Here is a 15,932-nt window from a genome sequence, read left to right as displayed (position 1 = left end):
GCGGATCATTCCGATTGGTCGGCAGCACTCGACGTCGTGCTGTCAAGGAGAACTCTGCGCGCTCACAGCCCACACCGGACACTGACTCGGTGGCTGCGATTGTCGATGCGTACCGTGCTCACCGGATCGACCAGGATGAACTCGTCCGTGAGCTCACACAGCGCACCTACGCCACGCCGCGCATGGACCGCCGAGACGACAAAGACGCCGACGTGCGACACCCCGAGGTAGGGACGTTCGATGAGGTGACGGCTGCGTACTTGCGACGCGCGATTCCCCTAACCGCATACAGCCGGATCCGCGAGCGTGTCAGCTGACCGCCGACGGCGGTTAGAGAGCGCGCGGACAGAGCTTCTTTCCATCATGGGTCGCGAGGGCGGCCCGCTCGACCCGTGGGGTCCCAACGCGACGTTCCGAGTGCTCTGGGATCGCGGTCAGCCCACGTTGGAGCGAGCGGAAGTGCTTGCCGAGGTTGGCGACTTGCTGTTTGGCTCGCGGAGGGAAAGCCAGGAGCGGCGCCCACACGCCGTGGTGATGGCAGGTCCACCAGGTGCTGGAAAATCAACCGTCCAGTCTGCCGTGTTAGGCCAGTTCGACGTAGGTCCTGGCGAATGGGTCGTCGTCGACTCGGACAAGGCGAAAATAGAGCTCCTGCGGCGAGACATGAGCTCCGGAGCGTTTGACCGTGTGGTGGCAGCAGTACCTGCCACTCCGAGCATGGGTTGGTTGCCGATGAACTATATCGGCCTCTGGCATGAGGAGTCCCTCGTCGTCGCGGAAGCCGTCTTCGATCGTGCGGTTGAGGCGGAGCTACCCATCCTCATGCACGGCACACTGATCTCGTCAGAGTCTTCCAAACAGCTCATCGAAAAGCTCGTCTTGGCGAGCTACCAAGTGACCATTGTCAATGTCATGATCGATCGGGACGTGGCTAAGCGGAGGATTCGTGAACGCTTCGACTATGAGACGGAGCATGCCAAGTTCGGCGGTCGCCTCGTGCCCGATGACGCAGTAGACCGGGCGTGGCTCTCCAACGGAAAGAGCTGGCCGGCAATTAACGCCCGTCACGCCGAGCACCAGTACCCGGGCCAGGTTCACGTCGTCCACGTTGACGGCTTGACCGGTGAAATGCGTACGACGCAAGACCCGCCATAGCACCCGGGCGGAATGATGTTCTTGGCGCAGGCCCCCCAGCCGCTGAATCGCCGCATAGCGGCGGGCAGACTGCCAGCCGAGAAACTGCCCACAAGGGGAGGCGCCGGGCACCGTGACTGCATACCGTGGAGGCCATGGATTCCTGGCCCGGCTCTGCCCACCCGCTCGGTGCCACTTACGACGGGAGCGGCACCAACTTCGCCATCTTCAGTGAAGCGGCCGAGCGGGTCGAACTCTGCCGGTTCGACAGCGCTGGCGGGGAAACCCGCGTCGAGGTCTCCGAGGTCGACGCTTTCACCTGGCACTGCTATCTGCCGCAGGTTCAGCCCGGTCAGCGTTACGGCTACCGGATGCACGGTCCCTGGGATCCCGCGAATGGCCTGCGTTTCAACCCCAACAAGCTGCTACTCGACCCGTATACGAAGGCGACCAGTGGCGACATCCGCTGGGGCCAGCCGCTCTTCTCATACAATTTCGGCGACCCAGACTCCCGCAACGATGAGGATTCCGCGCCGCACACCATGCTCAGCGTTGTCACCAACCCCTATTTCGACTGGGGCGGCGACCGGGCGCCGAAGACGCCGTACAGCGAAACGCTCATCTACGAAGCCCACGTCAAGGGCCTCACCAGGTTGCACCCCGCCATTCCCGAGGAGCAGCGGGGAAGCTATGCCGCGGTCGCCCATCCAGCGGTCATCGACCACCTGCGGAAGCTGGGTGTCACCGCTATCGAGCTCATGCCGGTTCACCAATTCATCAATGATGCGACCCTGCAGGAGAAGGGCCTGAGCAACTATTGGGGTTACAACACCATCGGCTTCTTCGCCCCGCATGCCGCCTATTCCAGGAACGCGGATGCCGGTGGCCAGGTTCCTGAGTTCAAGGCCATGGTGCGCGACCTGCACGCTGCCGGAATCGAGGTGATTCTCGATGTCGTCTACAACCACACCGCGGAGGGAAACAATCTCGGGCCGACGCTGAGCTTCCGCGGCATCGACAACCGCACCTACTACCGGCTGGAGGAGAACCAGCGGCACTACACCGACTACACCGGCACGGGGAACAGCCTCAACGTTCGCCAGCCGCACTCGCTGCAACTGATCATGGATTCCCTCCGCTATTGGGTGACCGAGATGCACGTTGACGGGTTCCGCTTCGACCTTGCTGCGACGCTCGCCCGCGAGTTCTACGACGTCGACCGCCTGTCGTCTTTCTTCGAGCTGGTGCAGCAGGACCCCGTGGTCTCCCAGGTGAAGCTCATCGCCGAGCCCTGGGACATCGGCCCCGGCGGGTATCAGGTCGGCAACTTCCCTCCGCAGTGGACGGAGTGGAACGGGCAGTACCGCGACACCGTGCGCGATTTCTGGCGCGGAGAGCCGGCGACGCTGGGGGAGTTCGCCGCCCGGCTGACCGGGTCGGCCGACCTGTACGAGCATTCCGGCCGACGGCCGGTGGCCTCCATCAACTTCGTCACCGCCCACGATGGGTTCACCCTGGCCGACCTGGTGTCATACAACGAGAAGCACAATGAGGCGAACGGTGAGGGCGGCAGGGACGGCGAGTCGCACAACCGCTCGTGGAACAGCGGGGTGGAGGGGCCGACCGATGACCCGGAGGCGCTTGCGCTGAGGGCACGCCAGCAGCGCAACTTCCTGGCGACACTGCTGCTGTCCCAGGGGGTACCGATGGTTTCTCACGGCGACGAACTGGGCCGCACCCAGCAGGGCAACAACAACGGTTACGCCCAGGACTCCGAACTGACCTGGGTGCACTGGGACGATGCCGACCTGCCGCTGGTGGAGTTCACGGCGGCCGTGTCGCGGCTCCGGCGCGAGCATCCGCTGTTCAGGCGCAGCCGGTTCTTCGACGGGCGCCAGGTCAAGCGCGGTGAGGGCGAACCGCTGCCCGACCTGGTCTGGTTGACGGAGGCGGGCGAGGCGATGCAGCCCGACGACTGGGAGGAGCGCCTGACGCGCACCGTCGGCGTGTTCTTCAACGGTGAGGGCATCAGGGAGCGGGATGCGCGTGGCCAGCGGATCATCGACGTCAACTTCCTGCTCTATTTCAACGCCGATCCGGATGCCATCGACTGCCGCCTGCCGGCCGCCGAGTTCTCGGAGCGCTGGGAGGTGGTGGTCGACACGGCCGGCCTGGACGCCGACCAGGGCCCGCGAAACGCTGACGCGATGATCACCATCGCCGGCCGATCGGTGGTCGTGTTGCGGGCGTTCCAGGCTCAGGCGAATGACGACCATTCGGTGGCGGCCTCGCTCGCGGCACAGTCGGGAGCGCAGTGATGCTGCCCCGTTCCACCTACCGCCTGCAGATTCGCGCATCGTTCGACCTGGACGCCGCGGCTGCCGTGGTCGACTACCTGACGCTCCTGGGCGCCGACTGGCTGTACCTCTCGCCGCTGCTCACCGCCGAGGAGGGCTCGGATCACGGCTACGACGTGGTGGATTCTTCGGCGATCGACCCCGCCAGGGGAGGCCTGGCTGGCCTCGACCGGTTCTCGGCCGCTGCCACGGTGGCCGGGCGGGGCGTGCTGGTCGACGTGGTGCCCAACCACGTGGGCGTGGCGAGCCCGCGTGCGAACGCCTGGTGGTGGGACGTTCTCACCCACGGGCAGGCATCCCGTTACGCCGAGGCGTTCGATGTGGACTGGGAGGCCGGAGCTGGGCGCATCCGATTGCCGGTTCTTGGCGACGACGGCGTCGACGCCCTCCAGGTGGTTGGGGGTGAACTGCGCTACCACGAGCACCGGTTCCCGCTGGCTCCCGGCACCGCCGGAGACGGCCCAGCCCAGGTGCATGCCGCTCAGCACTACGAACTGGTGCATTGGCGCCGCGCGGACTCCGAACTCAACTATCGCCGCTTCTTCGCGGTCAACACGCTGGCCGCGGTTCGCGTCGAAGTTCCCTGGGTGTTCGAGGAGTCGCACCGGGAGATCCTGCGCTGGGTGAAGTCCGGCCAGGTGCACGGCCTCCGCATCGACCACCCGGATGGACTCGCCGACCCCGGCGGGTACCTCAGCACGCTGCACCACGAGACCGCCGGCGCCTACGTGGTGGTCGAGAAGATCCTCGAGGGCCGGGAGCAATTACCGCCGCACTGGCCGGTGGCCGGCACCACCGGGTATGACGCGCTCGCCGACATCGACCGCGTACTGGTGGACCCGGATGGGCAGCGGCCCCTCGACTCCCTGGAGAAGGAACTCCACGGCAGAGTGGCCCCGTGGTCGGAGCTGGTGCACGACGGCAAGCGGGCGATCGCCGACGGCATCCTGCGGTCCGAAGTGCTCCGGGTCGCACGGCTCGTGCCGGGCATCGCTGATGAGCCAGCCGACAGTCTGCACAGCAGGGCGGATGCCATCGCCGAGCTGCTCGCCTGCTTCCCGGTGTATCGCAGCTACCTGCCGTTCGGCATCGAACACCTGCACGCCGCCCTGCGGCAAGCGGGGCAGCGGCGACCGGAGTTGGGCGCCGAGCTGGATGCCGTCGCCGCAGTGCTCGCCGACCCATCGCATCCTGCTGCCGTGCGATTCCAGCAGACCTCCGGAATGGTCATGGCGAAGGGTGTGGAAGACACCGCCTTCTACCGTTTCAGCAGACTCACCTCCCTGAACGAGGTCGGCGCCGACCCCGGCGAGTTCTCGATCCCGGTCAGTGAGTTCCACGACCGGCAGCAACAGCGGCAGGCGACGCTGCCGGCCTCGATGACCACGCTGTCGACGCACGACACCAAGCGCAGCGAAGATGTGCGCGCCCGCCTGAACACACTGTCGGAACTGCCGATGCAGTGGGCGTCAACGCTGTTCGCCCTCCGACTGCGGTCGTCTCTGGACGACCCGCCGCTGGCGAACCTGCTCTGGCAGGCGGTGATCGGCGCCTGGCCGCTCAGTCGGGAGCGCCTCCACGCTTATGCCGAGAAGGCGGCGCGCGAGGCAGGCAACTCCACGTCCTGGAGCGACCCGGATGCGGGTTTCGAGCGGGCCATGCACGCCATGGTCGACTCAGCGTTCGACGATCCGGAGGTGAACCGGCTGGTCACCGACTTCGTCGACCTCGTCAGGGAGCCGGGCTGGTCCAATTCCCTCTCGGCGAAGCTGCTGCAGCTGACCATGCCTGGCGTTCCGGACGTCTACCAGGGCAGCGAGTTGTGGGACTTCTCCCTGGTCGACCCCGACAATCGCCGGCCGGTGGACTTCGCGCAGCGCAGGCGCCTCCTGGCACAGTTGGACTCCGGATGGCGTCCAGCGGTTGACGACAGTGGCGCGGCCAAACTGCTGGTCACCTCGCGGGCGCTGCGGCTGCGTCGCGACCGGCCGGAATGGTTCTCCCGCTACTTACCCGTTCCGGTCACCGGCGAGGCGGCCGCCCACGTGATCGCGGTGGACCGCGGCGAAGCCATTGTGATCGCGACCCGGCTGCCGGTCGGGCTGGCGGCCGCCGGCGGATGGCGTGACACGGCGCTGACCATTCCGGCACGCCGCTGGGTGGATGAGCTGACGGGAACCGTCGTGGAGGGTCCGCGACTTCCGCTCGAAGAGTTGTTGCATCCGTATCCGGTTGCCTTGTTGCGGGCGGCGGATCGTGCCTGAGCCTGGCACGACGCCCGGACTCTTCGAAGTGTGGGCGCCGAACGCGTCCATGGTCGAGCTGGTGTTCGGAGCAACGAACACGGTTCCCCTGGAGCGAGGCAACGGAGGTTGGTGGTGCACCGAAGTGGGGGAGTCGGTAACGGATTACGGCTTTCGCGTGGACGGTGACGGCCCGTTCCCCGACCCACGGTCGCGGTGGCAGCCGAACGGCGTGCACGAACTGTCCCGGAGATTCGACCGGGCCTCCTACGCGTGGAAGAACCCGCACTGGACCGGCCGCCCGTTGGCGGGTTCGGTGATCTACGAATTGCACATCGGCACCTTCACACCGGAGGGTACCCTCGACGCAGCTGTCGGCAAGTTCGACCACCTCGTCGAGCTGGGTGTCGACTTCGTGGAGCTGCTGCCGGTGAATGCGTTCAGCGGGGTGCGCAACTGGGGCTACGACGGCGTGCTCTGGTATGCGGTGCATGAGGCGTACGGCGGTCCGGCTGCCTACCAGCGCTTCGTGGACGCTTGTCACGGACACGGTCTCGCGGTCATCCAGGATGTCGTCTACAACCACCTCGGGCCGAGCGGCAACTACCTTCCCCGCTTCGGGCCTTACCTGAGCGTCGGCCGGGCGAACACCTGGGGAACCTCGGTCAACTTCGACGGCCCAGGCTCCGATGAGGTTCGGCGCTTCGTGATCGACAACGCGCTGATGTGGCTCCGCGACTACCGGGTCGACGGTCTGAGGCTGGATGCAGTGCACGCCCTCGTCGACAGCCGGGCGACCCACATCCTGGAGGAACTGGCCACCGAGGTCGCGGCGCTCAGCGCATCCGTCGGCCGCCCCCTCAGCCTGATCGCCGAGTCCGACCTGAACGACCCGAAGCTCATTACCCCGCTGCCGGCTGGAGGCTACGGCCTGGACGCCCAGTGGAGCGATGACTTCCACCACGCGGTGCACGTTGCCCTCACCGGTGAGACCGACGGCTATTACGCGGACTTCGTCCCGCTCTCTGCGCTGAAGAAGGTTCTGGAGCGCGGATTCTTCCACGACGGGACCTTCTCGAGCTTTCGGGGACGCCATCACGGTCGGCCGATCGACGTCGAGCGGATGCCGGCCTGGCGCCTGGTCGTCGCATCCCAGAACCACGACCAGGTCGGTAACCGGGCTGTGGGCGACCGGCTCTCCGCGACGCTCGACGACGGCCAGTTGGCGATCGCGGCAGCGCTCACCATGCTCGGCCCGTTCACGCCGATGCTCTTCATGGGGGAGGAGTGGGGTGCGACGACGCCGTGGCAGTTCTTCACCTCCCACCCAGAACCTGAGCTCGGTGAGGCGACAGCGCAGGGTCGCATCGCCGAGTTCGCCAGGATGGGCTGGGACCCGGCTGTCGTTCCCGACCCGCAGGATCCGGCCACCTTCGAGCGCTCGGTTCTGCGCTGGGAGGAGCTGGCCGAGCCGGCGCACGCATCCCTGCTCGGGTTCTATCGTGGGCTGGCGGACATCCGTCGCGAATATCCCGACGTGACCGACCCGCGCCTCATTAACACGAGCGCGGAAATCGATGAGGAACAGCGGTGGCTGATCCTCCGCCGCGGAACGCTGAGACTCCTGGTGAACCTGGGGGACTCAGACGTGCGGATGCCTGCACCACCCGGTCAGGTCATCCTCGCCTTCCCGGCAGGATCTGCGACCGCGGAGGACACCCTTGTCCGGCTCTCCGCCCACTCGGTGGCTGTCAGTGAGGCTCCCGGCACGCTCGGCTAAGATGGGACTGGAACCAGCTGCCTCCTGCCGCGGTTTCCGCCACCCAGCCGCTCGGCCTCCGCCGGAACACCATTCCGACGTGCCTGCCGCTGCCTGAATTCACTCTCGAAGGGATGTCGATGGGCCACGAGTCCGACAGCAAGCTGGACCGCTGGATCAACCGTGAGGCTGTGGCCGAGGCGATGATCCCGTTGATCGGTAGCCTCTATCGCGACCACCAGGTGGTGACCTCCATCCATGGGCGGCGCCTCATCAACAAGTCGGCCATCGGCGTGCTCAAGGCCCACCGCCTCAGCAGGCAGGGCGCAGATCACGAGTTGGCTGTCGAAGAGACCCTGCCCGTGCTGCAGGCGCTCTCGACCCTGAACCTTGGGCCCGCCTCGATCGACGTTGCGAGCCTGCTTGAGCTCCACAAGCACAGCGACAAGGACCTCACGGAGTTCCTGCGTGAAGAACTGGCACCGGTCGTCGATGCGAAGAACGGCGGGCCTGCTCGCAGCGTCGACGTCGTCCTCTACGGTTTCGGTCGCATCGGGCGACTGCTCGCGCGCATCCTGATCGCCCACGCAGCAAACGGGGACGGACTCCGTTTGCGCGCCATCGTCGTGCGCAAGGGGTCGGCCAACGACCTGGTCAAGCGTGCGAGCCTGCTGCGGCGGGACTCCGTGCACGGCCCGTTCGAGGGAACGATCTCCGTCGATGAGGAGAACAACACCATCCTCGCCAACGGCACGCTGATCCAGGTCATCTACTCGAACAGTCCGGCCGAGGTCGACTACACCGAGTACGGCATCGACAACGCGATCGTGGTCGACAACACCGGCCGGTGGCGAGACGCCGAAGGGCTTTCGCAGCACCTGGGCAGGCCAGGCGTCTCGCGCGTCCTGCTGACGGCGCCAGGCAAGGGCGACCTCAAGAACATCGTCCACGGCATCAACCACGAGACGATCACGGATGATGACCGCATCCTGTCGGCGGCATCCTGCACCACGAACGCGATCACCCCGGTGTTGAAGGCGATCAATGACGCCTATGGCATCCAGCACGGCCATGTGGAGACGGTTCACTCGTTCACCAACGACCAGAACCTGATCGACAACTTCCACTCCGGCGACCGACGCGGCCGGTCGGCTGCGCTGAACATGGTCATCACCGAAACCGGTGCGGCGAAGGCAGTCGCAAAGGCGCTGCCCGAGCTTGCGGGCAAGCTCACCGGCAACGCCATCCGTGTGCCGACGCCCAACGTGTCGATGGCCATCCTGAACCTGAACCTCGCCAACGGCACGACGAAGGATGAGGTCAACGCCTACCTGCGCGAACTCTCACTGAACTCGGTGCTCCGGCAGCAGATCGACTATGTCGACTCCGCCGAGATCGTCTCGAGCGACTTCGTTGGAACCTCCCGCGCGGGGATCGTCGACGGGCTGGCGACCATCAGCACGGACAAGAACCTGATCCTCTACGTCTGGTACGACAACGAGTTCGGCTACAGCCGCCAGGTGATTCGCGTTCTGGAGACCATGGCAGGCAACCACCCGCACGTCTTCCCGACGCGTACTCCGGTCACCGCCTGAGGGGGTCTGCCGTCAGGCGGCTGTGCCTCAGACAACTGGGCGTCAGGCGGCTGTGGGTTCGGCTGATCGCGCGGCAACCCGTTGGGTGTGTGCACGCACCAGCGCCTTGAACCGCCTGGTGTCCGGTATCCGGGTCAGGAACGGGCCGGCGATCACGGTCATGAGCACGTATGCGGTGGCGACGGCGGCCAGTTCGGGTTCCACGCCGGCGGCGACGGCCAACCCGGCGATGACGATGGAGAACTCGCCACGCGGGGTGAGGGTGAACCCGGTGCGCCAGCGCCCGGGCACGGCAATCCCGGCCCGCTTCGCGGCCAGATAACCGGTGAGCACCTTCGTGCCCATGGTCACGACCGCCAGGGTGAATGCAGGAAGCAGCACCGGCACCATGTCGCCGGGGTTCGTCGACAGCCCGAAGAACACGAAGAAGACGGCAGCGAAGAGGTCACGCAGCGGCGTGAGGGTACGAGCCGCCACGTGGGCGATCGGGCCGGAGATCGCGATGCCGACCAGGAACGCGCCCACCGCCGTCGACACGTGAACTGTCGCCGCCAGCCCGGCGACGAGCATCGTGAGGCCGAGCACCCCGAGCAGCAATGATTCGGCATGGTCGGCCGAGAAGATCCGGGAGATTTTCGGCCCGTGCTGCAGGGCGAGATACAGGATGACCAGCACGGCTCCCACGGCGACTGCCAGGCTCACGGCGCCCTCCATCAGGGCGGCCCCGATGACGAGGGTCGACAACACCGGCAGGTAGAAGGCCATCGCGAGGTCTTCCAGCACCACGATGGCGAGGATGGTCGGGGTCTCCCGGTTCCCCAGGCGGCCCAGGTCGCGCAACATCTTGGCAATGACGCCGGAGGATGAAACCCAGGTGACTCCGGCCATCGCTACTGCGGCCACTGGACCCCAACCGAGAATGAGCGCGAACAGGGCGCCCGGAAGCGCATTGAGTGCGGCGTCCCAGGCGCCGGCCGTTTTCGACTTCTTGAGGTTGTCGACCAGTTCCTGTGCCGAATACTCGAGCCCAAGCATCGCCAGCAGCAGGATCACGCCGATTTCGGAGCCGATGACGAAGAACTCGTCGCTTGCCCGCAGCGGAAAGATGCCACCGGTTCCGAACGCCAGTCCGGCGACCAGGTACAGGGGAATCGGCGAGATGCCGAACCGGGCGGCCAGTCGGCCGAGCAGGCTGAGACCCAGGAGCAGGCCACCCACTTCAATCAGAAGCAGGGTGGTGTCATGCATGGTTTCGCCAGTTTATTGGGTGTCGCTCGCGAGCAACTGCCCCAGTGCGGCCAGGCCCTCGCGGGTTCCGACAGCGACGATGGTGTCGCCCGGGTTGAGCACTTCGGCCGGGGTGGGCGACGGGATGACCTCGGTGCCCCGCACGATGGCCACGATTGACACACCGGTCTTGGTGCGTGTCCTGGTGTCGCCGAGCGGCCGGTTGATGAACGGGGAAGCCGCAGGCAACTGCAATTGCTCCGTATAGACGCCCTCAGTCTCGTCGGTCAATCCAGACAACCGGCTCAGGATGACAGAGCCGCCGAGCAGGTCGGCCAGCGCAGTCGCCTCGTCATCGGTCATCACGATGGAGTCGCGGCAGGAGTCCGGATCTTCGATGTCGTACAGCGCCAGGTTCCGTTCTCCGTCGCGTTGCGACACCACGCTGATGCGGCGCCCGGCGCCGGTCAGGACGTCGTGGCGAACCCCGATTCCGGGCAGTTCGGTCTTCTCTATGCGTACACCCACCCGGTAAAGGTACACGCTTAAGGACGCTTCTTGTTCAGCGGCCCCTCAGCCGTTCCAGGTCCCGTCGCTCCCGTTTGGTGGGCCGTCCGGCTCCGCGATCCCGAACCGGTGCCATGGCAGCCTCGGTGCGTGGCGGCGGTGGGGGTGTGAGGTCCGTGTAGGCGAGTGCAGCATCCGGTGCCCCCACCCGCTTGGTGATGAGCTTCTTGACAACCAGGATGCGATCGAAGCCTCCGCTGCGCACCCTCACCTCATCGCCCACGCGCACCGGTTGCGCGGCTTTCGCGCGCTCACCGTTCACCCGCACATGGCCGGCACGGCACCCCGCGGTCGCCTGGGAGCGCGTCTTGTACAGGCGGACCGCCCAGGTCCAGCTGTCAACGCGAGCATTGCCGGCATCCATGCAATGACTCTAAGCCAGGACTTTCGGCGAGTCCGGTCAGGTGTGAATCGGCGGAGAGTTTCGGCTCGCCCTGTCAATAAGCGCCGGAGTGTTCCTTGAGCACCTTGAGCGTGCGCCACAGGATCATCAGGTCGCCGGTGAGCGACCAATTCTCCACGTAGTAGAGGTCGAGCCGCACGCTCTCATCCCAGTCCAGGTTCGAGCGTCCATTCACCTGCCACATGCCGGTAAGGCCTGGCTTGATGTACAGCCGCCGATTCACGTGGCTCTCGTACTTGGCCACCTCGCGGGCCAGCGGAGGCCGCGGGCCCACCAGGCTCATCTGCCCGATCAATACGTTCCACAATTGGGGCAGTTCATCGAGAGAGTATTTGCGCATCACCCTGCCGAACCGGGTCACCCGCGGGTCGTTCTTCATCTTGAACAACACGCCGGCTCCCTCGTTCTGATCGAGGAGTCCCGCCAATTGGTCTTCTGCGCCGACAACCATTGAGCGGAATTTCAGCATGCCGAACGCCTGGCCGCCGCGGCCCACCCGTTCCTGGCGGAACAGGGTCGGACCTGGACTGTCGATACGGATCAGCACGGCAACGGTGACGAGCAGGGGAAGGAGCAGCACCAGGGCACACGCGGATGCCGTCATGTCGAACATCCGCTTGAGGATGTGTTTGCCGCCCGCGTATTGCGGCAACTCGACGTGCATGAGGGGGAGTCCCTCGACCGGCCGGAAATGGATGCGCGGACCGGCGACGTTGGTCAGGCGGTTGGCGAGCACCAGGTCTGCCGCCGTTCCCTCCAAAGCCCAGCTCAGGTCGCGGATGAACTGCGTGCGCTCCTTGGGTTGACCCGCCACGATCACCGTGTCGACACCGAGCGCGCCGGCTGCCGGGGCAACGTGGTCAATGTCACACACGACGGGAACATCCCGATAGCCGACCTGGATCGGATTGCGGTCGTCCCGCTCCAGCACGGCGCCGACAATCAGGTAGGCCGCACCGGTGTTCTGGTCGATCTGCCCGATGACGTACTCAACGTCCCGGCGGTCGCCGACGACAATGGCGTGCGAAAGGTAGTGGCCGAAGGTGCGCTGCCGGGTAAGCCATTTCCGCCACAGCCAGCGAGACAGCACCAGGCCGATGACTCCGAGCGGCAATGCCACCACGAAGTGCCCGCGCGGGATGCCTGCCCCGAGCACCGCGAATGCGACCGCAAAAAGCCCGAAGACCAGGGTTGTCGCATGCACAACCCCCTTGTACTCGGCAACACCGACCCCGACCACCCTGGGGTCCCTGGTGTGGTAGCCGCCGAGGAGTGCCGCCCAGACGGCGATCATCAGGGCTGCATCCAGCCAGAACATTCCCGACCTCAACGACTGGCTGACGCTCGCATCCGCTCCCAGTTGGGCCGCCGGTGCCGCCAGAACGGCGGCGACGATGATGGCGAGATCTGTGGTGATCAGGTATGAGCGGTAGCGCCTGGCCCAGGACGAGCCGGGGAAGGACTGAACCGGAGGCCGCCTGCGCTCTTGCCCGGTGGTGTCGATCAGCCTCAATTCGGGGCGAGAGGGACTGGCGTCGTTTCGGACGCCGTCTGCGGCTGGTTCGTGATCGGGGTCGGCCGGCTGGTTGATACTCATGCCGCGCTCACATGGTGGCGGGCGGGCAGGGGGCGGGTCAGTCGGGTCGGGTTCGTCTTCGCTGTCTGGTACATGCTAGGGCCTGAGGTTGTGGGTCTGCAGTACGAGGCGACAGCGGGCGTGCCCGCAACCTCGCGGGGCGACTGCGGCGATCGTCGACGACTAGGGAGTCGGCGATCGCCGCAATCCCGACAACTGAGGATCTGAGGCGGGTAATTCCGTCGGGTTCGGCTGTCGGTTTATCGGGGCGGGTGGTGCTGGTGCGGCGTAACGTTTCCGCCGTGGCGAGAAATATACCCCCGTTTGGGGGATATGGCTATAGCTCAAATTGAAGCGGCGCCGCGGTGTACCGGATGCGCTCCACTGGTGGTTCTCATGGCCCCCGGCTACAGTGACCGAGGGATGAGGATCAAGCGGCGAACATTTCTGATCGGCTCGGTTTCGGGCCTTTCGCTTCTTGCCGTATCGGCGTGCACCCCCGATGCGCCCGAGCCGACGCCCACGGTTCCGAACGTCCCAGCGCTGGTTCCCAGGCCGATCGCAGTGGAACGGACGAACTGGACTGCCGACCCGTTCAGTTACGGTGCCTTCAGCTACGCCGCGGTCGGCTCAGGACCGCAAGACCGCGTCGCGATGCGTCAGCCGGTCGACGGGCGGATCTTCTTTGCCGGCGAGGCGACGTCGGACGCCAACCCCGGCACGGTCTACGGCGCGAGGGTGTCCGGCCTGCGCGCTGCAGTCGAGATAGGACAGGTGGCGTCACCGGGGGAGAGGGTGACCGTGATCGGGGCCGGCATCGCCGGTGCCACTGCGGCGAGGCGCCTGAAAGACGATGGTTTCGATGTCGTCGTCGTCGAAGGCAAGGAACGCGCGGGAGGGCGCATCCACTCTCTCTCCGGCGATGAGTGGCCGTTCCCCGTCGAATTGGGTGCCGCACTGGTGCAGGGGCCGGGATCCACGATCGAATCCGAGCTGGAGCGGCTGGGCATCGACACCGTCGCGGCTCCGGCCGATCCAGAACAACGCACCGCCACCGGTAGCGTTCTCGAACCGGCACCGGTTGGAGAGACCGCCCTGGCCGAGGCCATCGACTGGGCGGCCTCGCAGCCGTCCGACACCTCTTTGGCGGATGCCCTCCGCGAGTCTGGCGCGACCGACCTGGACTCGCAGGGCGGCGAGAGTGGTGTCTCCGAAGCGGAGCGGCTGGAACACTACCTGCAGACGGAGATCGCGATCCGGCGCGCGGCAGACCCCGACGACCTCTCGGCCTGGTTCGCCGAGCCTCCGGTCGAAGACGGCGAGGAAGGAGACGGACTGCTGGTGGTCGGGGGGTTCCAGCGGCTCGTCGTCGACGCTCTCGAAGACCTCGACATCCTGCCGTCCAGCACGGTGGTTGCCGTACAGAACACCGACCGCGGCGTCAGCCTCCGACTGGCTCGCGGAGAGTCGCTGTCGGCTGACCGCGTGATCGTCACCGTTCCGCTGGGGGTGTTGAAGGCCGGAACCATCCAATTCGACCCGCCGTTGCCGTTCTCGCACCGTGGAGCGATCGACTCCCTCGGTATGGGTCGGCAGGACAAGCTGGTGCTCAGGTTCGAGGAGCCGTTCTGGTCGACATCGGCCACCCGGTGGGACATTGTCGGGACCGACACCGACTTCCCGCTCTGGCTGAACCTCGAGCCCCTGACCGGGGAGCCGGTGCTGGTTGCGTTGTTCGGCGGTGATAGCGCCGACCGACTGTCCGCTGCGACCGATGCGGAGCTGCTGGAGGCCGCCCTGGCCAGCCTTGAGCCGTTCATGGACCCGGAGCTGGTAACGGATGAAGACACCGACAGCTGAGGTCAGCCGAGCCCGAACCTGGACGTCCGTGGCGTGCTGCGGCCCCACCGCTGGCGGAGGTGCTCCAACCGCGGCAATCGGCTGATGGCGACGACTCCTGCGGCCACACCCGTGAAGATGACCACCACGATCAGCAGGTAGAGCACGAACTCGAGCGGAAAGTCGACGAGGAGCGGGTCGAGGAAGAAGTACGGATACCAATGCACCTGGGAACCGCGGATCATGGTGAAGATCACCCAGGCCAGCGGGAAGATCAGGATGTACCCGACGGTACGCCACGGCACGTCCCGGCCGGGCGCGATGAGCCAGTCGATGATGGCGTATGCGGGTATCCAGAAATGCAGGAGCTGGCTCGACCATGGAGCCCACACCGGGACCCCTCGTAACGAACCTTCGACCAGGATCACGGCGAAAACGATCCCCGATACGATGATCCACACCGTCGTCAGCATTCGGACCATTTCGAGCCAGAGCGGATCCAGCTGGTTGCGCAGGCCGAAGGCGGCACCGAGCACGAAGACGGTCACCGCGATCAAGGCACTCTGCACCGTGAAGTAGCTGAAGAAGTTGCCGATCGCCAGCGGGTTGGACCCGAGCGAGTAGTTGAAGTCCCCGACCAGCGCCGTGATTCCGGTGACGGCCACCAGGATTCGTGCAACACCGAAGACCCTGCGCACTCAGGACACCGATCGCGTATATCGACCCATCGTCCGAGTGTAGGAACGCAGGGCTGGGAATGCCCTACGCGTCGACCAGTGCGCCCTTCCACCTGACGAGGGCGCGCACTGTCTCGCTTTCGTCGGTGGAGAGTTCCTCCATGACGTCAGCCGGTACGAAGTAGTTGACGGCAACCCAGCCCCTCACCTGCTCGGACTCATCGTGCGCAAGAAAACGGAGGACGTCGCACGGCGTTGCCTCGTTCCGCGCGACACAGCCGCGGACTCCGGCATCCGCATCGCGCGCAAGCGCCTCGAACACGTCGGCGGGCGTGTGATAGCTGCTCGCCGCGCTCTCGCGGATCTTCGGGTTGTTGTCGGCGGCCAGGATGCGCAGCCTTCGCAGCTTGCTTTCCGTGACGGGGGGAGCGGGATGAAGCTTCGCCGCTTCCTCCGCGGTCAGCATGCTGGGAGCGAACTCGCGCATGGCCTGCCGCTCCGCCGGGGTGTTGAAACGTATGCACGACATGCTTCGACCGTACTCCGCCTTCCGGC

Annotated in this window: 13 protein-coding genes; 7 read left to right on the top strand and 6 right to left on the bottom strand. The window is 66.0% G+C overall.

Annotated elements, in window-relative coordinates; translation table 11 throughout:
- The first annotated feature begins 89 nt into the window (after positions 1–89).
- From ACX3O0_RS05560 to ACX3O0_RS05535, 6 genes are all read left to right on the top strand, one after another.
- Complete coding sequence (locus ACX3O0_RS05560; RefSeq protein WP_459107049.1) at positions 90–317, top strand: hypothetical protein; 228 nt, start codon at positions 90–92, stop codon at positions 315–317.
- 142 nt (positions 318–459) lie between these two features.
- Positions 460–1,155 (top strand): zeta toxin family protein, encoded by a 696-nt coding sequence (locus ACX3O0_RS05555; RefSeq protein WP_459107048.1) that lies wholly within the window; start codon positions 460–462, stop codon positions 1,153–1,155.
- Positions 1,156–1,289: 134 nt separating this feature from the next.
- Positions 1,290–3,452 (top strand): glycogen debranching protein GlgX, encoded by a 2,163-nt coding sequence (gene glgX, locus ACX3O0_RS05550; RefSeq protein ID WP_459107047.1) that lies wholly within the window; start codon positions 1,290–1,292, stop codon positions 3,450–3,452.
- On the top strand, positions 3,449–5,755 hold the full coding sequence (treY, locus tag ACX3O0_RS05545; RefSeq protein ID WP_459107046.1) for a malto-oligosyltrehalose synthase: 2,307 nt from the start codon (positions 3,449–3,451) through the stop codon (positions 5,753–5,755). Before glgX ends, treY begins: the two co-directional genes overlap by 4 nt.
- A 49-nt stretch (positions 5,756–5,804) precedes the next feature.
- Positions 5,805–7,514 carry a malto-oligosyltrehalose trehalohydrolase gene (gene treZ, locus ACX3O0_RS05540; protein WP_459108450.1) on the top strand — a complete coding sequence of 570 codons (1,710 nt, stop codon included), beginning with the start codon at positions 5,805–5,807 and terminating at the stop codon, positions 7,512–7,514.
- A 119-nt stretch (positions 7,515–7,633) separates the two neighbouring features.
- Positions 7,634–9,088: a glyceraldehyde-3-phosphate dehydrogenase gene (locus ACX3O0_RS05535; protein WP_459107045.1), complete on the top strand. Its 1,455-nt coding sequence runs from the start codon at positions 7,634–7,636 to the stop codon at positions 9,086–9,088.
- Between the two features lie 42 nt (positions 9,089–9,130).
- Here the strand turns inward: ACX3O0_RS05535 and ACX3O0_RS05530 are convergent, their stop codons facing one another.
- The 4 genes from ACX3O0_RS05530 to ACX3O0_RS05515 form a co-directional block, all read right to left on the bottom strand.
- Positions 9,131–10,336: a cation:proton antiporter gene (locus ACX3O0_RS05530; RefSeq protein WP_459092211.1), complete on the bottom strand. Its 1,206-nt coding sequence runs from the start codon at positions 10,334–10,336 to the stop codon at positions 9,131–9,133.
- 12 nt (positions 10,337–10,348) lie between these two features.
- Positions 10,349–10,843 carry a cation:proton antiporter regulatory subunit gene (locus tag ACX3O0_RS05525; protein WP_459092213.1) on the bottom strand — a complete coding sequence of 165 codons (495 nt, stop codon included), beginning with the start codon at positions 10,841–10,843 and terminating at the stop codon, positions 10,349–10,351.
- A gap of 34 nt (positions 10,844–10,877) precedes the next feature.
- On the bottom strand, positions 10,878–11,246 hold the full coding sequence (locus ACX3O0_RS05520; RefSeq protein ID WP_459107044.1) for an RNA-binding S4 domain-containing protein: 369 nt from the start codon (positions 11,244–11,246) through the stop codon (positions 10,878–10,880).
- A gap of 73 nt (positions 11,247–11,319) precedes the next feature.
- On the bottom strand, positions 11,320–12,882 hold the full coding sequence (locus tag ACX3O0_RS05515) for a sugar transferase (RefSeq protein ID WP_459092217.1): 1,563 nt from the start codon (positions 12,880–12,882) through the stop codon (positions 11,320–11,322).
- A gap of 402 nt (positions 12,883–13,284) precedes the next feature.
- Here ACX3O0_RS05515 and ACX3O0_RS05510 point away from each other — a divergent pair, with 402 nt between their 5' ends.
- The gene (locus tag ACX3O0_RS05510; protein WP_459107043.1) at positions 13,285–14,721 is read left to right on the top strand and encodes a flavin monoamine oxidase family protein; all 1,437 of its coding nucleotides are present in this window, start codon (positions 13,285–13,287) and stop codon (positions 14,719–14,721) included.
- Positions 14,722–14,723: 2 nt separating this feature from the next.
- Here the strand turns inward: ACX3O0_RS05510 and ACX3O0_RS05505 are convergent, their stop codons facing one another.
- Together ACX3O0_RS05505 and ACX3O0_RS05500 are read right to left on the bottom strand one after the other, a co-directional pair.
- Positions 14,724–15,398 carry a Pr6Pr family membrane protein gene (locus ACX3O0_RS05505; protein ID WP_459092221.1) on the bottom strand — a complete coding sequence of 225 codons (675 nt, stop codon included), beginning with the start codon at positions 15,396–15,398 and terminating at the stop codon, positions 14,724–14,726.
- 64 nt (positions 15,399–15,462) lie between these two features.
- Positions 15,463–15,906, bottom strand: coding sequence for a hypothetical protein (locus ACX3O0_RS05500; RefSeq protein WP_459107042.1), 444 nt, complete (start codon positions 15,904–15,906; stop codon positions 15,463–15,465).
- Between the last annotated feature and the right edge of the window lie 26 nt (positions 15,907–15,932).

Source organism: Homoserinimonas sp. A447 (genome assembly GCF_054489325.1).
The sequence above is the reverse complement of the archived record's forward strand: the minus strand, read 5'-3'. Positions and strand labels throughout refer to the sequence as shown.